The 17,303-nt window shown below is 70.9% G+C and carries 10 protein-coding genes; 8 read left to right on the forward strand and 2 right to left on the reverse strand.

What is annotated here, in order from left to right; all coding sequences use genetic code 11:
• The first annotated feature begins 345 nt into the window (after window positions 1-345).
• Complete coding sequence (locus tag ABD798_RS20570) at window positions 346-1,728, forward strand: dihydrolipoyl dehydrogenase family protein (protein ID WP_344877200.1); 1,383 nt, start codon at window positions 346-348, stop codon at window positions 1,726-1,728.
• Between the two features lie 209 nt (window positions 1,729-1,937).
• On the opposite strand, the gene ABD798_RS20575 is transcribed toward ABD798_RS20570, so the two are convergent.
• Window positions 1,938-2,171, reverse strand: a complete 234-nt coding sequence (locus tag ABD798_RS20575) for a hypothetical protein (protein ID WP_344877202.1) — start codon at window positions 2,169-2,171, stop codon at window positions 1,938-1,940.
• Window positions 2,172-2,206: 35 nt separating this feature from the next.
• Window positions 2,207-4,897, reverse strand: a complete 2,691-nt coding sequence (gene lanL, locus ABD798_RS20580; protein WP_344877417.1) for a class IV lanthionine synthetase LanL — start codon at window positions 4,895-4,897, stop codon at window positions 2,207-2,209.
• A gap of 484 nt (window positions 4,898-5,381) precedes the next feature.
• On the opposite strand from lanL, the gene ABD798_RS20585 reads away from it, so the two are divergent.
• From ABD798_RS20585 to ABD798_RS20615, 7 genes are all read left to right on the forward strand, one after another.
• Window positions 5,382-8,294, forward strand: coding sequence for a helix-turn-helix transcriptional regulator (locus ABD798_RS20585; RefSeq protein WP_344877204.1), 2,913 nt, complete (start codon window positions 5,382-5,384; stop codon window positions 8,292-8,294).
• Window positions 8,295-8,402: 108 nt separating this feature from the next.
• Window positions 8,403-9,776, forward strand: coding sequence for an FAD-binding protein (locus ABD798_RS20590; protein ID WP_344877206.1), 1,374 nt, complete (start codon window positions 8,403-8,405; stop codon window positions 9,774-9,776).
• Window positions 9,777-10,003: 227 nt separating this feature from the next.
• Complete coding sequence (gene idi / locus ABD798_RS20595) at window positions 10,004-10,537, forward strand: isopentenyl-diphosphate Delta-isomerase (protein ID WP_344877208.1); 534 nt, start codon at window positions 10,004-10,006, stop codon at window positions 10,535-10,537.
• Between the two features lie 485 nt (window positions 10,538-11,022).
• The gene (locus tag ABD798_RS20600; protein WP_344877210.1) at window positions 11,023-12,612 is read left to right on the forward strand and encodes a galactose-binding domain-containing protein; all 1,590 of its coding nucleotides are present in this window, start codon (window positions 11,023-11,025) and stop codon (window positions 12,610-12,612) included.
• Window positions 12,613-12,648: 36 nt separating this feature from the next.
• Window positions 12,649-13,878: an MFS transporter gene (locus ABD798_RS20605; RefSeq protein ID WP_344877211.1), complete on the forward strand. Its 1,230-nt coding sequence runs from the start codon at window positions 12,649-12,651 to the stop codon at window positions 13,876-13,878.
• Window positions 13,875-14,885, forward strand: coding sequence for a TolB-like translocation protein (locus ABD798_RS20610; RefSeq protein ID WP_344877213.1), 1,011 nt, complete (start codon window positions 13,875-13,877; stop codon window positions 14,883-14,885). The genes ABD798_RS20605 and ABD798_RS20610 overlap by 4 nt, the downstream gene beginning before the upstream one ends.
• A 314-nt stretch (window positions 14,886-15,199) precedes the next feature.
• Complete coding sequence (locus tag ABD798_RS20615) at window positions 15,200-17,260, forward strand: S8 family serine peptidase (RefSeq protein ID WP_344877215.1); 2,061 nt, start codon at window positions 15,200-15,202, stop codon at window positions 17,258-17,260.
• Window positions 17,261-17,303 lie beyond the last annotated feature (43 nt).

The following is a 17,303-nucleotide window of genomic DNA, read 5'->3' on the forward strand; positions in this document are numbered from 1 at the left end:
TGGCATCGCCGGTTCGCGTTCACCTGGAAGAGGTCGGCTGCTATTTGGCGTAACCGCGAATTCACGGAGGTCACGAGCCGGTTACGCAGCATTTATCGAGTCGTTCGATCTGTCATTTCCCGAGTTTCCATCAGGCTTCCCGTATTGCGTCCACCGCAATTACCACACGGCTTTGGGTGCCGCATCCGGACACTGTCGGCGACGACGGAGGCGTGCCCCAGCGAGAACGCCCCGGCGCGCCTAGCGTGGTGTGCGGCGCTTGGCGGCGCGTCTGCGGGAAGCTGGAAGGCGAGGCAGGACCAGGGGCGAAACCCAGGGGAAACACGCTGACGAGGAGGCTCGCGGATGGCGGCAGGACCGGCCGGACAGGTCGATGTCGTGGTGATCGGGATGGGTCCCGGTGGAGAGCACGTCGCGAGCAGGCTGGCCGAGGCCGGGCTGAGCGTCGTGGGCGTGGACCGGCGCCTCGTCGGCGGCGAGTGCCCGTACTACGGCTGTGTGCCGACGAAGATGATGGTCCGCGCGGCAGGCTTGCTGGCCGAGGCCGGGCGCGTGCCCGAACTCGCTGGTGAGAGCACTGTGCGCGCTGACTGGTCCCTGGTGGCCAAGCGCGTGCGCGAGCAGGCGACCGACGACTGGGACGACGAGGTGGCGGTTCGCCGCTTCACCGACACCGGTGGCACCTTCCTCCGGGGCGAGGCGAAGCTGACCGGCAAGAACGAGGTCGTGGTCACCGCGGCGGACGGCGCTGAGCACCGGTTGTCCGCCCGCAAGGGCATCGTGATCAACACGGGCACCGAGCCCGCCGTCCCGCCGATCCCCGGCCTCGCGGACACGCCGTACTGGACCAACCGCGACGCGGTCCAGCTCACGGAGCTGCCCCGATCGCTGGCAATCCTCGGCGGCGGCGCGATCGGCGTGGAGTTCGCGCAGGTCTTCGCCCGCTTCGGCGTCGCGGTCACCGTGATCGAGGCCCAGCCGAGGCTGCTCGCCCTTGAGGAGCCCGAGGCGGGTGCCCTGCTCGCCGAGGTCCTTGAGGCTGAGGGGCTCACCGTGCGTGTCGGCGCCAGGGCCGCCGGGGTCTCACATGACGGGACGACCTTCACCGTCGACCTGGGTGGCTCGACCGTCACGGCCGAGAAGCTGCTCGTGGCGACCGGCAGGTGCACCGAGCTGGCCAAGCTCGGCGTCGGCGCGATCGGGATCGACGAGAAGGCCCGGCTGCTGGAGGTCGACGAGCGGCTCCGCGTCGCCGACGGCGTCTGGGCGGTCGGCGACATCACCGGCAAGGGCGCGTTCACGCACACGTCGATGTACCAGGCGGACGTCGTGATCGCCGACGTGCTCGGCCGCGACGGGCCACCCGCCGACTACCGCGCGATGCCCAGGGTGACCTTCACCGAACCCGAGGTCGGCGCCGTCGGCCTGACCGAGGCGCAGGCCCGCGAGCGCGGCATCTCCGTGCGCACCGGCACCACTGACCTGGCCTCCTCCTCGCGCGGCTGGATCCACGCCGCTGGCAACGAGGGCCTGATCAAGGTCGTCGAGGACGCCGACCGCAGGGTCCTCGTCGGCGCGACCGCCGTGGGCCCCGGCGGCGGCGAGATCCTCGGCGCGCTGGCCGTCGCGGTGCACGGCGAGGTCCCCGTCTCCCGGCTGACCTCGATGATCTACGCCTACCCGACCTTCCACCGCGCCATCTCCTCCGCCCTCGCCGACCTCTCCTGACCACGCGCACCAAACGACCCGTTGAGGTCCTTGAACGCACTGAACGACCCGTTCAGTGCGCTCAACGCACCAAACGGGTCGTTCAGGGCGTGAACGTGGGCGCGGGGGCCCGGCGTGATCGCCGAGCCCCCGCGCACCCCCCGAGGCCGTCCCCGCTCCCGGCTCCCCGTGGGCGGATCCCCTCCGCCCGCCCCCGAGCCGGTGGCCGGTCAGGCCTTGGCGGTCTCGTCGGCCTCCGGGGCCGGTTCTCCGTCGCCGAACTCGGCGACGAACTCGGCGTCGATGTCCGCGTCGACGTCCTCCGGCTCCGGGTCGCCGATGTGCATGGTGTGCGAGGTGTAGGGCCGGACGACGGTGGGGTCGCCGGGACCGGTGGTGGTTCCCGGCTCGGGCTCGGTCTCCGGCAGTTGCTGCAGTCGGTCGATGTCGGTGTTCGGTTCCATGGGGTTCTCCTCCTTGAGGGTGTTCGTGAAAGGCGTCAGACGAGGCTGGCGCGCGCGCCTGCCGTGAGCGGGCGTCCTCCCGGCGGTGACCACGGGGCGCCGATCCCGTGCCGGAGGCGAACGAGAAAGCCGAGGCTCCCGGCCGTCCCGGTGCCGTGCGAGAGGTCGTCGCGCCGCCAGCCCGCGCCGGGCACGAGCCACCGGCCGCCCTGCCGGTGCGCGTGCCCACCGATGATCCGGCCGAGGCGCTCCGCCCACAATCGATATCGCTGCTCACCGGTCGCGGCGTGCAGGTCCAGCAGGAACTCGCCCTGGCCTGCCGTGCCGTGCGCGGCGGAGGGGTCCTGCCCCCACCGGCGCTGCCACACCGACAGGGCCGCCCGCTCCGCCAGCTCCAACCAGGCGCCTTCGCCGCTCGCGCGCCACAGCCGGACCAGGAACGAGCCGATCCCGGCCGTCCCGGACGCCCAGCCGTCGACCGCGTAGGCGCCCGTTCCGGTGTGCTCCACCCAGCGCACCCCGGAGCCGTCCTGCACCGCGGCGCCCGCCAGGGTGCGCCCGGCGAGCCCGGCCAGCTCCAGCAGGTCGCCTCGGCCGAGCGTCGCCGCGGCCGAGAGCAGGAAGGTCGCGATGCCCGCGGTGCCGTGCGCGAGCCCGTGCGCGGCACCGCCCCGCGACCGCGCGGCGTAGGTGCTCGCCGGAGCCCAGGTCAGGCCCCGGTCGTCCAGCCGTGCCTCGTGCGCGAGGTGCTCGGCGATCGCCTCGATCCGCCCGAGCAGCCCGGGGTCGCCGGAGGCCACCGTGAGCCCGCACATCGCCAGCCCGGCCCCGGCGGTCCCGCTGGCGAGGTCGAGGTTCGGCCAGCGCACGGGCAATCGGTGCGCCCAGCCCAGCGCCTCGTCGGCCATGTCCGAGTCGTCGAGCACCTGACCGGCGCGGTGCAGCACCAGCAGCGTCCCCGCCCGTCCGTGCAGCAGTCCGGGCGTGGGCACGGCCTCTTCGCGCATCCGGCCGAGCAGCCAGCGCGCGCCCGTGCGGAGCGCGTCGTGGCACCGGGGGTCCCCGGTCGCCTCGGTCGCCGCCAGCACCGCGGCGAGGCCGCCCGCCGCGCCCGGCCACGCGGAGCAGGCGTCCTGGCGCGGGTCCACGACCGGCCAGAGCACCTTCGCCTCCGGTCGCGCGGCGGCGAGCAGGTGCTCGACGCCGTCGGTGATGAGGGTGTCGGCGTCCGGGACGTCGTCCCCGTGCGGCGCGTCCGGGAGAACGGCACCGCGCACGGACACGGCGTCCAGGAACTGACCGGCCCTGGTCAGTGACCACCGCCGGTCCGGGTCGGCGTCCTGGAGCCCGTCGACGAGCGGGCGGAGCCTGCCGAGCACCGAGTGCTCGGCGCAGACCAGGTCCAGCCACCGCCGCCGTTGCAGCATCCGCTGCGCCATCTGTCCACTGTGGACGATCTCGGCCCCGGTCGCCAGGAACACCAGCACCGCCCCGAGCGCGTGCCGGTCGGCGGAGGCGGTCCTCGGCGAGCCGGACAGCTGCTCGTACGGCGCGTACCCCGGCGTGCCCGAGGCGGACAGCGTCGCGCCCTCCTCGGCCGCCAGCTCCAGGTCGATCAGGGTCAGCCCGCCGTCGGGGCGCACCATCACGTTGCCCGGCGTCAGATCGCCGAGCACCAGCCCGTCGGCGTGCACCCTGGCCAGCAGCGCCATCAGGTCCCTGGTCACCGCGAGCAGCTTCGGCCAGCCGAGTCCGGGCGTCCCCGCCGAGGCGAGCCAGCGGCGCAGCGACTGCCCCTCCACCAGCTCCTGGGCGAGGAAGTCGTCGCCGTCCTGGGAGAACTCCGCGACGAAGCGCGGCGTCAGCCCGAGCGGGGCGAACCTGCGCAGCATCGCGGCCTCGTGCCGCTGGATGTCCCGGACGTCGCCACCCGCGCCGTCATCGCCCACGTGCGCCCTGGCCTGCTTGACCACCACGGTCTCGCCGGTCTCGGTGTCGATCGCGCGGTAGACGCCGCCCTTGTTCGCGTGCCGGATCGCCTCGGCCGCGAGGAACCTGCCGCCGAGCAGCACGCCACCCGAGGGAGCCGCCGCACTCCGCGCGGCCCGCCGCGGCTCCGAGAACGGCCACCTCGCCCACGCCGGAGCGCTGAACCAGGGCTCGCGCCGGTCCTCGACGGTGCCGCCGTCCGGGGTCAGCAGCATGTCCCGGTAGTCACCGTCCGGGCTGAGCACCGGGTTCGCGAGGAAGCACCCGTAGCGGCAGTGCACGAGGCTGCCGGCGCGGTACGGCCGGTCGGAGAGGATGCGCGGCCCGGACAGACCCGCCGTCGCGCGGTGCAGCCGGAGCGCGAGCACGCGCAGCTGCGCGTCGTCGGCCGGGTAGACGGTGATGAACTTGCCCGCCCCGCCCCGGGTGCAGCGAGGACCGTTCAGCTCGCGCAGCACGGTGCGGGAGGCGGCGAACTTGAAGGCGATCCGGAACTCGGCGAGCACGCGCACCGCGCGCTCCAGCACGCGCTCGGCGTGCGCCGTCGTCGCGGAGAGGTGCAGCTTCCACCCCTGCCTGCGGACCTTGGTCTCCGGCGGGGTGACGGTGCACCACTGCTCGCCCAGGTGGACCACCCGGTCCTGCTCGCCCAGCTCGGCCAGCACCCGCTCGGTCAGTGCGACGAGCGCGGGGCGCGCGGCACCCGGGGTGGGCTGATCGGTGGAAGCGATGATCATGGTCACCTGTTCGGCCCCCTTCGAGTGGCTGTTCGGCTGCGGAAGGCAATCTGCCGCTCACCCAGGTGGCGGAGCATCGGGGAAACCCCTCCATTCGTTACCCCGGGGGCGATCACGTGCTGCGATCAAGGAATCACCTAAAGCGATAGTCGCTGTTCCCTGCTCCGTTCGTGTGGTCGACGTCGTTCCCGCGACGTCCCTGTGACGTGGGCGCGCGCGTTCCCGGTTCCCTCGGCCCCGCCCGGTCCGGCCCCCTCACGTGCCCGTTTCCCAGCGCGGGTGGCGTGGGCGTACTTTGGGGTCGCCGCGACCTACTCCGATCGGGCCCCGGCTCCAGCTCCATGAGAAGGTCATCCGGCGGAATGGCCGGTTGTCCGGGTTGGTGAGGAGTCGCCCTGGTCGGCATCATTGCTGAGACGCGGGCGGGCTTCGGGCCCGCGCTCGCCGAGCGTGCCCCGGGGCGCCCCGAGGGGTGGATGCCGTAATGCAGAAGAGGGTCGGCGGCGCGGTGCGCCCGCTGGTCGGACGCGAGGTCGAGCAGGACGCGCTCACCCGCGCGGTCGGCCGCCTTGCCGAAGGCCACGGCGGCGGCCTGTTCCTCTCCGGTGACCCCGGCATCGGCAAGAGCCGGTTGCTGACCGACCTCACCTGGCGCGCCTCGATGCGCGGGTTCACCGTGCTCAGCGGCCGGTCGGCGGAGTTCGAGCGGGACCTGCCCTTCGGCGTCTTCGTCGACGCGCTCGACGACTACCTCGCCGACCTCCAGCCCGGCGAGCTGGAGGCGCTGGGCCGGGCGCACGTCACCCAGCTCGCCGAGGTGTTCCCCTCGCTCGCCGACCACGCCTCCGAGCAGGGACTGGAGGCGTCCTCGCCGTCGGTGCGGTTCCGGATCTACCGCGCGATGCGGGAGCTGCTGGACGTCCTGGCCAAGGACACCGCGCTGGTGCTGGCGCTGGACGACCTGCACTGGGCCGACCGAGCCTCGATCGAGCTGATGGAGCACCTGCTCCGGCACCCGCCGAGGGGCAGGGTGCTCGTCGCGGCGGCCTTCCGGCCCCGGCAGCTCGCCCCGCAGCTGTCCAACGCGCTGCTGCTGGCCACCACGCAGTGGTACTTCGACGTCGTCGAGGTCGCCGCGCTCACCCTCGCCGAGACCGCGGAGCTGCTCGAACTCGGCGCCGAGGACCCGCGCCTGAGCGAGCTGTTCGAGGCGAGCAGGGGCAATCCCTTCTACGCCGAGGCGCTCTCCGACGTCACCCTCCGGGCAGGCGGACCGGCGGAGGTGTTCACCGAGGGCGTCGCGCCGCCCGCGGTGCTGGCAGCGCTGCGCTCCGAGCTGCACCGCCTCCCCGACATCGTCCGCAGGGCCGCGGGCGCCGCGGCGGTGCTCGGCGACCCCTTCACCCCCGACCTCGTCGCGGAGGTGGCCGAGCTGGACCTGCCGACGGCCATCGCCGCGCTGGACGAGCTGGTGCGCCAGGACGTCATCCGCGTCACCGCGGGCGGCGGCCAGTTCGAGTTCCGCCACCCGCTCGTGCGCAGCGTGACCTACCAGGACTCCGAGTCGGTGTGGCGCTTCGCGGCGCACCGCAGGTCCGCCGAGGCGATGCGCGCCCGCCACAGCCCGGTGCTGCAGTACGCCCACCACCTCGAACGATCCGCTCAGCCGGGCGACCACGAGGCGGCCGAGGTGCTCGCCGACGCGGCACGGCGCGTGCTGTCCACCGCGCCGGCGACCGCGGCGGGCTGGTTGGAGACGGCGCTGCGGTTGCTGCCGAGCGCGGAGTCGCAGCGCGAGCCGCGCATCGACCTGCTGACCCACCTCGCCACGGCGCTGTCGGCGGTCGGGCAGACCACGCGCAGCCGCGACCTGATGCACGAGGTGCTCACGCTGCTGCCCAGGGACAGCGAGCGGCGGCTGGAGACGGTGCTGCGGCTGTCCAAGGCGGAGCGCGGGCTGGGCAGGGCCAAGGAGGCGCGGGCCCTGGTCATGCGGGAGCTGACCAACGCGGGGGACCGGTACCGCACCGGCCGCGCGGGCGCGCTGGTCGAGGTCGCGATCATCAACCTGTCCGAGGGCCGCATCCCCGAGGCGTGCCAGTGGGCCGAGGACGCCGTGGCGCTGGCCTCGGGCGAGGAGCTGCTGGACCGCCTGCACTCGGCGATCGGCGCGGCGTTGATCATCGCGACGGGCCCCGGCCGCGCCGTCCCCCGGCTGATCGAGCACGTGCTCGCGGTGGTCCCCGCCATCGACGCCGCCTCCGACGACGAGCTGAGCGCCCACTTCAGCCTGGTCGTCTCGGCGATCACCTCGGTCATGTGGCTCGAGCGCTACGACGACGCGCTCCGGCACTACAAGCGGGCGATGAACCTGGCGCGGCAGAGCACCCACCGCGACGCGATCATGGCGGTCCTCATCGCCTGCTCCGAGGCGTACATGTGGCAGGGGACGCTCTCGGAGTGCGAGACCAGCGCGGAGGACGTGCTGGAGGCCGGCGGCCTCACCGACAACCAGGAGCTGCGGCTGATCGCCTGGATGGCGCTGTCCTGGACCGCGATGTGGCGCGGCGACATCGAGGACGCGCTGCGCTTCGGCAAGCTCGCCCTCGGCGGTGAGGGGCCCTCGACCAGCGGTCGCAACCGCGCGGCCGGGTACTACGTCGCCGACGCCCTGGTGATCAAGGGGGAGGCGGCCGAGGCGCGGAAGTGGATGATGGCCGCCATCGGTGACGAGGAGATGGCCTCGGTCGCGGTGCTGATGCGCCCGCCGGTGCTGGAGATCCTGGTGCGCATCGAACTCGCGCTCGGCGACGTCGCCGCCGCCGAGGAGTGGGCGCGGCGGATCGACGAGCAGGTCGGCGAGGTCCTGCCCGGCCGGTGGGGGATGCGGCACCTCGCCCACGCCCAGGTGCTGATCGCGCGGGAGCGCTTCGAGGAGGCCGCCGAGCTGGCGCGGCAGGGCGCGCGGCTGTGCGAGAGCGTCGGCATGCGGCTCTACGAGGGGCGCTGCCGCCTGGTCGCCGGGGCCGCGCTCGGCGAGCTGGGCAGGCACGACGCGGCACGGGTGGAGTTCGGCGCGGCCAAGGACCTCTTCGCCGCGCGCGGGGCCAAGCGGCTGCACGAGGACGTGGTCAGTGCTCAGCGGCAGCTCGGGGCGAAGATGCCGAGGCGGCGCGGCGGCGTGGTGGGCGACGGACTGCACGCGCTGACCTCGCGCGAACGCGAGGTCGCCGAGCTGATCAGCCAGGGCAGGACGAACAAGCAGGTCGCCGAGCACCTGTTCGTCAGCCCGAAGACCGTCGAGGCGCACCTGTCGCGGATCTTCAACAAGCTCAACGTCAGCAGCCGTTCCGGGCTGACCGCGCTCATCTACGCCGCGCGCGAGAGCAAGGGCTGAGAACCCCACCCCCCACGGCGACTGTGGGGGTTTCCCCGATGCTCGCCGACCACCCCCGGCGGCAGTCTTGCTCTCGTGCGGACAGTGCCTGGATGCGGGGGGTCGAGGATGCGGATCGAACTCGGCCTGCTGCGGATGTGCTTGACGGGAACGGTGCTGACGCCCGGAGAGCCCGGGTACGAGGCGGAGTGCCGGTCCTGGAACCTCGCGATGCACCAGCGGCCCGCCTTCGCGGTGTCCGCGCTGACCGAGCAGGACGTGGCGGCGGCCGTGCGCTTCGCCTACGTGCGGGATCTTCCGGTGGGGGTGATGTGCACGGGCCGCGGCCTTCCGCGCCCGTGCGATGACGGGGTGCTCGTCAACACCGGGGGGATGAGGGGGGTGCGGGTCGATCCCGGCACTGAGACCGCGTGGGTGCAGGCGGGGGCGCGGTGGCAGGACGTGATCGACGAGGCGCAGCGGTACGGCCTGGCGCCGTTGTCCGGCTTCGCCACGCACGACGGTGCCGTCGGCAGCACGCTCAGCGGGGGAATGGGCTGGCTGACGCGGCGGTACGGGGTGAGCGCCGCGAGCGTCGTGGGAGCGCGCGTGGTCCTCGCCGACGGGGAGCTCGTGGAGACCGGTGAGTCGCGGCATCCCGAGCTGGTGTGGGCGCTGCGCGGGGGCGGCGGGAACTTCGGTGTCGTGACGGAGCTGCGGTTGCGGCTCTACCCGGTGACCGAGGTCTTCGGCGGCGGCGTCTACTACCCCATCGAGACCGCCGGGCAGGTGATGGAGGCCTATCGCGAGTGGGTGCGCGAGCTGCCTCCTGAGGTCAGCTCGTCGGTCTGCCTGACGCGCCGCGGTTCCGAGCCGGGGGGTCCGGAACCGCTGCGCGGACGGTGGGTCATCGGGGTGCGGGCGTGCCACAGCGGGGACCGGCAGGACGCGGAACGGCTGCTCAAGCCGCTGCGTTCGCTGGAGGGGGTCCTGCTGGACACGTTCGGCCCGATGACCTACGACCGGATCTCCGAGATTGCCATGCTGGGCACCGATCCGAACCCGCACGTCAGCTTCGGCATGGTGCTGCCCGAGCTGACCGAGGCGGCGTGCGCGGCCCTGCTGATGGTGGCCGGGCCGGAGCGGCGGGCGCCCTACGACCACCTGGAGCTGCGGCACATCGGCGGGGGGAACGAGCCGGAGGAGGCGGACGCGGGGCTCGGCATCGCGGGGGCGGAGTTCGTGCTGCACTCCTCGATGCGCACGCCGGTCGCCGACGAGGTCGCCGCGGCGCAACGCTTCTACAGCAGGCTCGCCAGGGGGCTGGCGCCCTTCGCCAGCGAGCGGACGACGCTGAACTTCCTCGGCCCGGCCAACACCGAGCCGGACCGGGTGCGCCGCTCCTACCGCGACGACCACTACCAGCGGTTGCAACGGATAAAGGGCCTGTACGACCCGCACAACGTGTTCCGGTTCAACCACAACATTCCACCCGCCGCCTAGGCCCTTCGCGGGCACCAAGGGGGGACGGCGGGGTTCGGCCCCGGCGGACAGCCAGTCCGCCGGGGCCGTTGTGCGTGCGCGGCTTGCCCGGCCCCCGTGGTCCAGGCCACTCTCGGGCATACGCATGTGACCCACGTCGTTCTGGACGGGTGAGGACACCCTGGCTACGTTGAGTTCTTGCCAATCACCGTACGGAGTCGAACCGGCCTGATGTGAGGAGCCGAACCATGGTCCGCAGGATCGTCGAGCTGGTCGACGCGCGGGGGAGGACGCTGGGCGAGTGCCCGGTGGAGGAGGCGCACCTGCCGCCCGGCAGGCTGCACCGGGCGTTCTCGATCATGCTCTTCGACGACCAGGACCGGGTGCTGTTGCAGCGCAGGGCGCTGTCGAAGTCCCGCTTCCCCGGGCTGTGGGCCAACACCTGCTGCAGCCACCCCGCCGCGGGCGAGGACGTCGCCGAGTCCGCGCGCAAGCGGCTGGACGAGGAGATGGGCCTGCACGTCGACTCGCTGCGCGAACTCGGCACCTTCGTGTACCAGGCGCTGGACGGCCAGGGCGCGGCCGAGCACGAGTTCGACCACGTGCTGGTCGGCGAACTGGACGCCTCGGCGCGGACGGCCCCCGACCGCGAGGAGATCGAGGAGCTGGCCTGGGTGCCCTACCTGGAGCTGGTCGAGGACGCGGCCGCGCGACCCGAGCGCTACGCCCCGTGGGTGCCCGGCGTGATCGAGCTGATCGACCAGGCCCGCGCGACCGCCTGAACACTCTTCGCCACCAGACCGGCCCGAGGCTCCGGCCCGCCCCCAGTCCTGGCACCGATCCTCTTGTCCGCGTTGGACAGTGCCCGGCGCTGTCCCGCGAGCCGTCGGGTTCGCCGGTCTTCAAGACCCGCACACCCCCGCCGAAGCGGTCTTCAACGACGGCGAACCCTCGCGCAGCGCTGGGTTCGCCGTCGTCGGCGACGATCGAGAAGGGGGTTCGGCGGTCGTGAAGACGCGCCTGCTCCCGTGAGTTCACGGCTCTGAACGGCTGGCCGTCGCCGTTGTTGTCACTGAACGTTCTGCTTCGATTCCGAAGTGTTGACGGTGTGCCGACGGCGTGGCAGCCTGGATTAACAGTTAGGTAAGTTTCCTAACTAATGGTTGCCTTACTAGTAGTTGCCTTGCCAGCTCACACACTTCTCGCCGATGCCGGTTCGTCCGCCGCCCGTCCCGGTCTTCGTCGATAGGCTCGCCGAGGAGAGATTGTGAACGCACGATCCCGATGGGGCAGGCGCGTCGTCGCGCCGCTGGCCGCCGTCGCCCTGCTCGCACAACCACTGGTGGCTTCGGGGAACGAGGCCTTGCTGGCCGAGAACCTGTTGTCCCACAACAAACCCGTCACCGTGTCCTCTGTGGAGGACGAGACCACCGGCGGTGCGCTCGCCGTCGACGGTGACATCGCCACCCGCTGGGCGAGCGCCGAGGGCGTCGATCCGCAGTGGATCGCCGTCGACCTCGGCGGGCCCGCCACGGTCAGCAGGGTGAAGCTGGCGTGGGAGGCCGCGCACGCCAGCGACTACCAGGTCCAGGTGTCCTCGGACGGAAAGGCTTGGAAGGACGCGAAGAAGGTCACCGGGGGAGACGGTGGCACCGACGAGATCACCGGGCTGGCCGCCTCCGCCCGGTACGTCCGGGTCCTGGGAACCAAGCGCGCCACCGTCTACGGCTACTCGCTGTTCGAACTGGAGGTCTACGGCACGCGCACGGGCGGCGGGGACGTCGAGCCGCCGTCGGCTCCCGCAGGGGTGCGCTCCCCATCGTCCACTTCGGACAGCATCGACCTCGCGTGGGACCCCGCGCGGGACAACGTCGGCGTGACCGGCTACGAGATCCTGCGCAACGGCAACGTGATCGGCACCTCCGCGGGCACGTCCTTCACCGACACGGGACTGGTCTCGGCGACCGCGTTCACCTACACGGTCCGCGCGCGCGACGCGGCGGGCAACGTCTCCACGCAGAGCGCGGCGATCCAGGCGAGCACCAAGCCCGGCGGCTCCCCGAACGGCACGACGATCGTCGTCTCCGGTGACATCGCGAGCCCTGATCTGCCGGAGAACCACCGCAACACCGCGAAACTGGTGGAGGGCATCAACCCCCAGTACGTGCTGACCGTCGGCGACAACCAGTACCACGACGGCACGATCGCGGAGTACCGCGCGCACTACGACAAGTCCTGGGGCAAGTTCAAGCCGATCACCAAGCCGACTCCTGGCAACCACGAGTGGAACGACAAGCTCAACGGCTACAAGCAGTACTTCGGATCGATCGCAACACCTCAGGGAAAGCCCTACTACAGCTACGACATCGGTGACTTCCACTTCGTCGCGCTGGACACCGACCCGATCGTCAACGGCGCCAGCTCGAAGGCCGAGCAGCTCGCGTGGCTGAAGCGGGACCTCGCGGCGAACACGAAGTCCTGCGTCGTCGGTTACGGGCACCACCCTCGCTTCAACTCCGGCAAGTACGGCGACGACAAGCTCATGGCGCCGGTGTGGGACGAGTTCGTCAAGGCCCGCGCCGACCTCGTGTTCAGCGGCCACGACCACCACTACGAGCGGCTGAAGCCGTTGAACTCGCAGGGAAAGGTCGATGAGGCCAACGGGGTGCGCTCGGCGATCGTCGGCATCGGCGGGGACAGCCTCTACACCCAGATCAAGAAGCGGGAGGGCGTCGAGTCCTCCTTCGCCAAGCACGGCGTGATGAAGCTGGTGCTCTCGGGCAAGACCTACTCCTGGGAGATCGTCGGCGTCGGCGGGACCCTGCTGGACAAGGCCGGTCCCTACACCTGCCGGTAGATCCGTGCTGACCGCGCTCATCTGGGAGGAAGTCCGATGTACATCGCATCAGCGCGATCCGGTCTGTCCGACATGGACGGTCGAAAGCAGGGCCGGGTCGCAGGGAACGTCCTCGCGCTGGGCGCGGTCAGCCTGGTCACCGACATCTCCTCGGAGATGGTGACGGCCGTCCTGCCGCTGTACTTGGTGCTGGGCCTGGGTTTCTCGCCGCTTCAGTTCGGCGTTCTCGACGGCCTGTACTCGGGGGTGACCGCGATCGTGCGGGTCTTCGGCGGCACCCTCGCTGACCGCTGGCAGCGGCGCAAGCTCGTCGCCGGTGTCGGCTACGGCGTCTCGGCGGCGGCCAAGCTCGGGTTGATCGCGGCGGCGGGCTCGGCCACCGCGCTCGGGCTCGTGCTGGCCGCCGACCGCACGGGGAAGGGGCTGCGGACCGCTCCTCGCGACGCGCTGATCTCCTTGAGCAGCAACCCCGACACGCTCGGCCGTGCCTTCGGCGTGCACCGCGCGATGGACACCGTCGGCGCGTTCCTCGGCCCGCTCGCGGCCTTCCTGCTGCTGTGGACGGTGGCGGGCGGCTACGACACGGTGTTCTTCGTCAGCTTCTGCTTCGCGGTGCTCGGCGTGGTGCTGCTCGGGTTGTTCGTGACCGATCAGCGCCGCCCGATGCCTGCGAGCTCCTCGGCTGTTTCTCTGCGCGCGGCCTTCGGGTTGTTGCGGGACAAGGATTTTCGGCGGATCTGCTGCTGGGCCGTTGTTCTCGGGCTCGTCACGGTCGGCGATGCCTTCGTGTACCTGTTGCTGCAGAAGCGGTTGGACATCGCTCCGGAGTACTTCGCGATCCTGCCGCTCGGTACGGCAGGGGTCTACCTGTTGCTCGCCGTGCCGATGGGGCGCCTCGCGGACCGCTTCGGCCGGTGGCGGGTATTCGTGGCCGGTCACGTGTCGCTGCTCGTCGCCTACGTGCTCCTGGTCGGCGCGGCGGACGGTGTGCTGTTGCTCGTGACAAGCCTTGCCGCACATGGAATTTTCTACGCCTGCACGGACGGTGTGCTGATGGCGGCGGCCGGTCCGCTGCTGCCCGCTGAGCTGAAGACGAGCGGGATGGCGCTGCTGCAAACCGGTCAGGCGCTGGCGAAGCTGTTCTCCTCCGTCCTCTTCGGAGCGGCATGGACGTTGTGGGGCATGGGAACCGCGGTCACCCTCGCCCTGGTCGCGCTGGCGGCGGCCACCCTCGCCGTCGCGCTGTTCGGAAGGATTGCACGGTGACCAAGCGGATTCTGCTGGCGTTGCTCACGACCCTGCTGCTGGCCGGTGCGGCGATCACCTACACCGTGCACGCCATGGGGGAGCGGCCGGATCGCCAGCAGGCGGACGCGTCCGTGCTCGTCGACCGCTCCGGCGCGGTGCGGCTGGACGAGCCGGGCCGCCTGGTGTTCCGCAACACCGCTCCCGGCCCGGACCACGGCAAGGTCGCGTCGGTCTCGCTCGCCGATCCGACCGGCCCACGCCGGATCAGCGGGCTGAGCTGCGATCGCTTCTATGTCAGTGCTGGCGCAGGCCTCTGTCTCGCCAGTGCGCCAGGACCGCTGCCCAGCGCCGTGGCGGTGTTCGTGGACAAGGACCTCCGCGAGGTGCGTCGGGTGGAGCTGGCGGGAGTTCCCAACCGCGCCAAGCTTTCCCCGGACGGGACGATGGCGTCGTGGACGACCTTCGTCACCGGTGACACCTACACGCAGCCCGGCACGTTCTCCACGCGGACCGGGATCATGGACCGCGCGCAGGACCAGCTCTACTCCAACATCGAGGGCATCCCGCTGTTCCTCGGGAGCGAGCGCCACCACGCGGAGGACATCAACTACTGGGGCGTGACCTTCGCCCAGGACAACAAGCACTTCTACGCCACCGTGGCCACCGGCGGGCGCACGCACCTCGTCTCGGGCGACTACGACACGTGGGATGCGCGGGCGCTGCGCGAGAACGCGGAGTGCCCGTCGCTGTCCCCGGACGGCAAGCGGCTGGCCTTCAAGAAGCGCGTTTCCACCGATGGTGCCCGGCCGTGGCGGGAGCACGTCCTCGACCTCGCGACGATGACCGAGACCCCCCTCGCGGAGACGCGCAGCGTGGACGACCAGGCGGTGTGGCTGGACGCGCGGACGGTGGCTTACTCGCTGCCGAACGAGCGCGGCGGCAGCGATGTGTGGGGCGCGCCGGCGGACGGTTCCGGGGCGCCGCGACTGCTCGTTCCCTGGGGCGCCTCTCCTGCGTCCACCTGAGTGAGCGCTGATCGGTCGACATTCGGGACGAGTTTTTGACATGTGGTCGCTGTGTATCAGTTTTGCTGATGGCAAATCCCTTTTTTGGGCCATTTCCGGTTTTCTTTCCCGTGGTATATCCGCAGGTAAACCCCTGCTCGGTGCGCTGATCGGAGTAACTTTCGTGCTCTGTTCGGCTCGCTTCACAGGTCGTGTTGGCCACCGACCTAAGTTGGGTGAATTGGTTATTGGGTCTCATTACTGTCGCTATTGCCCCCTGCGAAATCCCTTGGGGTTCGCGGGGTCCCTGCATTCCTGCGTCAGGAGGTCCCTCCATGCGGCGTTCCCGTCGCGCACTGCTGGTCGCGGCGACCGCGACCTCGGTGCTGCTCTCGGTCGGCGTGGTCAACGCAAGTGGCCAGACCACGGGCGAACAGGTCCGGCTCACCGGTGACGGCTCTTTCTCGGTCAGCTTCGACGGCGGCAAGAGCTGGAGCCGCCAGCTCCCGACCGCCAAGAAGATCCACCTGGTCAACCGCTCGTTCGACCCGAAGTCGGCCGACGCGCTGCGCAACGCCCCCGCCGGGGAGCTGCGCGCCGAGGAGACCGGCGTCTACCTCGTCCAGTTCACCGCCGCTCCGCTGGACACCCAGCGCAAGGAGCTGCGCGGCCTCGGTGCCCGGGTCGGCGCGTTCATCCCCGACTACGCCTACGTGGTGCGGATGGACAAGGCCACCAGTGAGCGCGTCGCGAAGCTGGACTACGTCCGTTGGGTCGGCGCTTACCAGGCGGGCGACAAGCTCTCGCCCGGTCTCGCTGACGCTGTCCGTGCCAAGCAGCGCTTGCCGCAGCACCGCTACCTGCTGACCTTGGTCGAGGCTGACGCCGCCGACCAGGGCGCGCTCGTCGCGGAGATCGGCAAGCTGGGCGGCAAGGTGGAGAGCGCTTCCGCCAGCCGCCAGCACGTCGAGGCGGTTCTGACACACGACCAGCTGCTGTCTGTCGCCAAGCGCGCCGAGGTGCTCGCCGCGGAGAAGAACACCGGCGAGGTCGGCACGGACATGGACCTCGCGCGCCAGGACGTCGGCGCGACCACCATCGAGACCGCTGGTGGTTACAAGGGCGAGGGTGTGCGCGGCGAGGTCATGGACTCTGGGCTGAGGGTGACCCACCAGGAGTTCCAGAAGGCTCCGCCGGTCATGCACGGAGGTAACGGCAACAGCCCGAGCCACGGCACCTCGACCTACGGCGAGATCTTCGCTTCGGGTGTTTCGGCGAAGCAGCGCGGTCTGCTGTCGGAGGGCCAGGGCATCTTCGCGGCTTACCAGCAGCCTGACCGCTACAAGCACACTCAGGAGTTGGTGGACCCGGCGGGCAAGTACCGCGCCGTGTTCCAGACCAACAGCTGGGGCAGCCCGCTGACGACGGCGTACACCGCGATCTCGTCCGCCTTCGACAAGACGATCTTCGACACCGATCTGTTCATCTGCAACTCGCAGAGCAACGCCGGTTCGCAGCAGTCGCGTCCTGAGGCGTGGGCGAAGAACGTGCTTTCCGTTGGGGCGCAGTACCACAAGAACACCCTTGACCGCGCTGACGACCAGTGGAACCGGGGCGCCAGCATCGGTCCCGCCGCTGATGGCCGGATCAAGCCCGATGTGTCGCACTACTACGACAACATCGACACCACGTCGTCCAACGGTGACGCCACCTACACCACGTCCTTCGGCGGCACCAGCGGCGCGACGCCGATCACCTGCGGCACTGCGGGTCTGGCGTTCCAGATGTGGGCCGACGGTGTCTTCGACGGCGGTCCCGGCAAGAAGCGCGACGTCTTCGACAGCCGTCCGCACGCCGCCACCATGAAGGCGCTGCTGATCAACACCGCGAACCAGTACACGTTCTCCGGTGAGACCCACGATCTGACTCGTGTGCACCAGGGTTGGGGCACTGCCAGTGTCGGCAACATGTACGAGCTGGCGAAGTCGAACGGGTGGAAGCTGCCCGTGCTGGTGAACGAGTCCGAGGTGCTCAAGGTCGGCCAGACCAGCACTCACGAGATCACCACCGATGGCAGCAAGCCGTTGAAGGCCACTCTCGCCTACAGCGACCCCGAGGCGGCTCCTTCTGCGGCCAAGACTCTCGTCAACGACCTGACGTTGAAGGTCACCGCGCCCGACGGCACCGTCTACTGGGGCAACAACGGCTTGCGCGCAGGCAACTTCTCCACCCCTGGCGGTTCCGCCGACACGATCGACAACGTCGAGAACGTGATCATCGAGAAGCCGGCTTCCGGCACTTGGAAGATCGAGGTCTCGGCGGACGCGATCAACGTCGACGCCCACCGGGAGACTCCGGACACCGACGCTGACTTCGCGCTCGTCGTGACCAAGTAGTCCCTGTCGAGACGGGGTGCCACCTCCGGGTGGTGCCCCGTTT

This window comes from Allokutzneria multivorans, from assembly GCF_039537405.1.
Taxonomy (GTDB): Bacteria; Actinomycetota; Actinomycetes; order Mycobacteriales; family Pseudonocardiaceae; genus Allokutzneria; species Allokutzneria multivorans.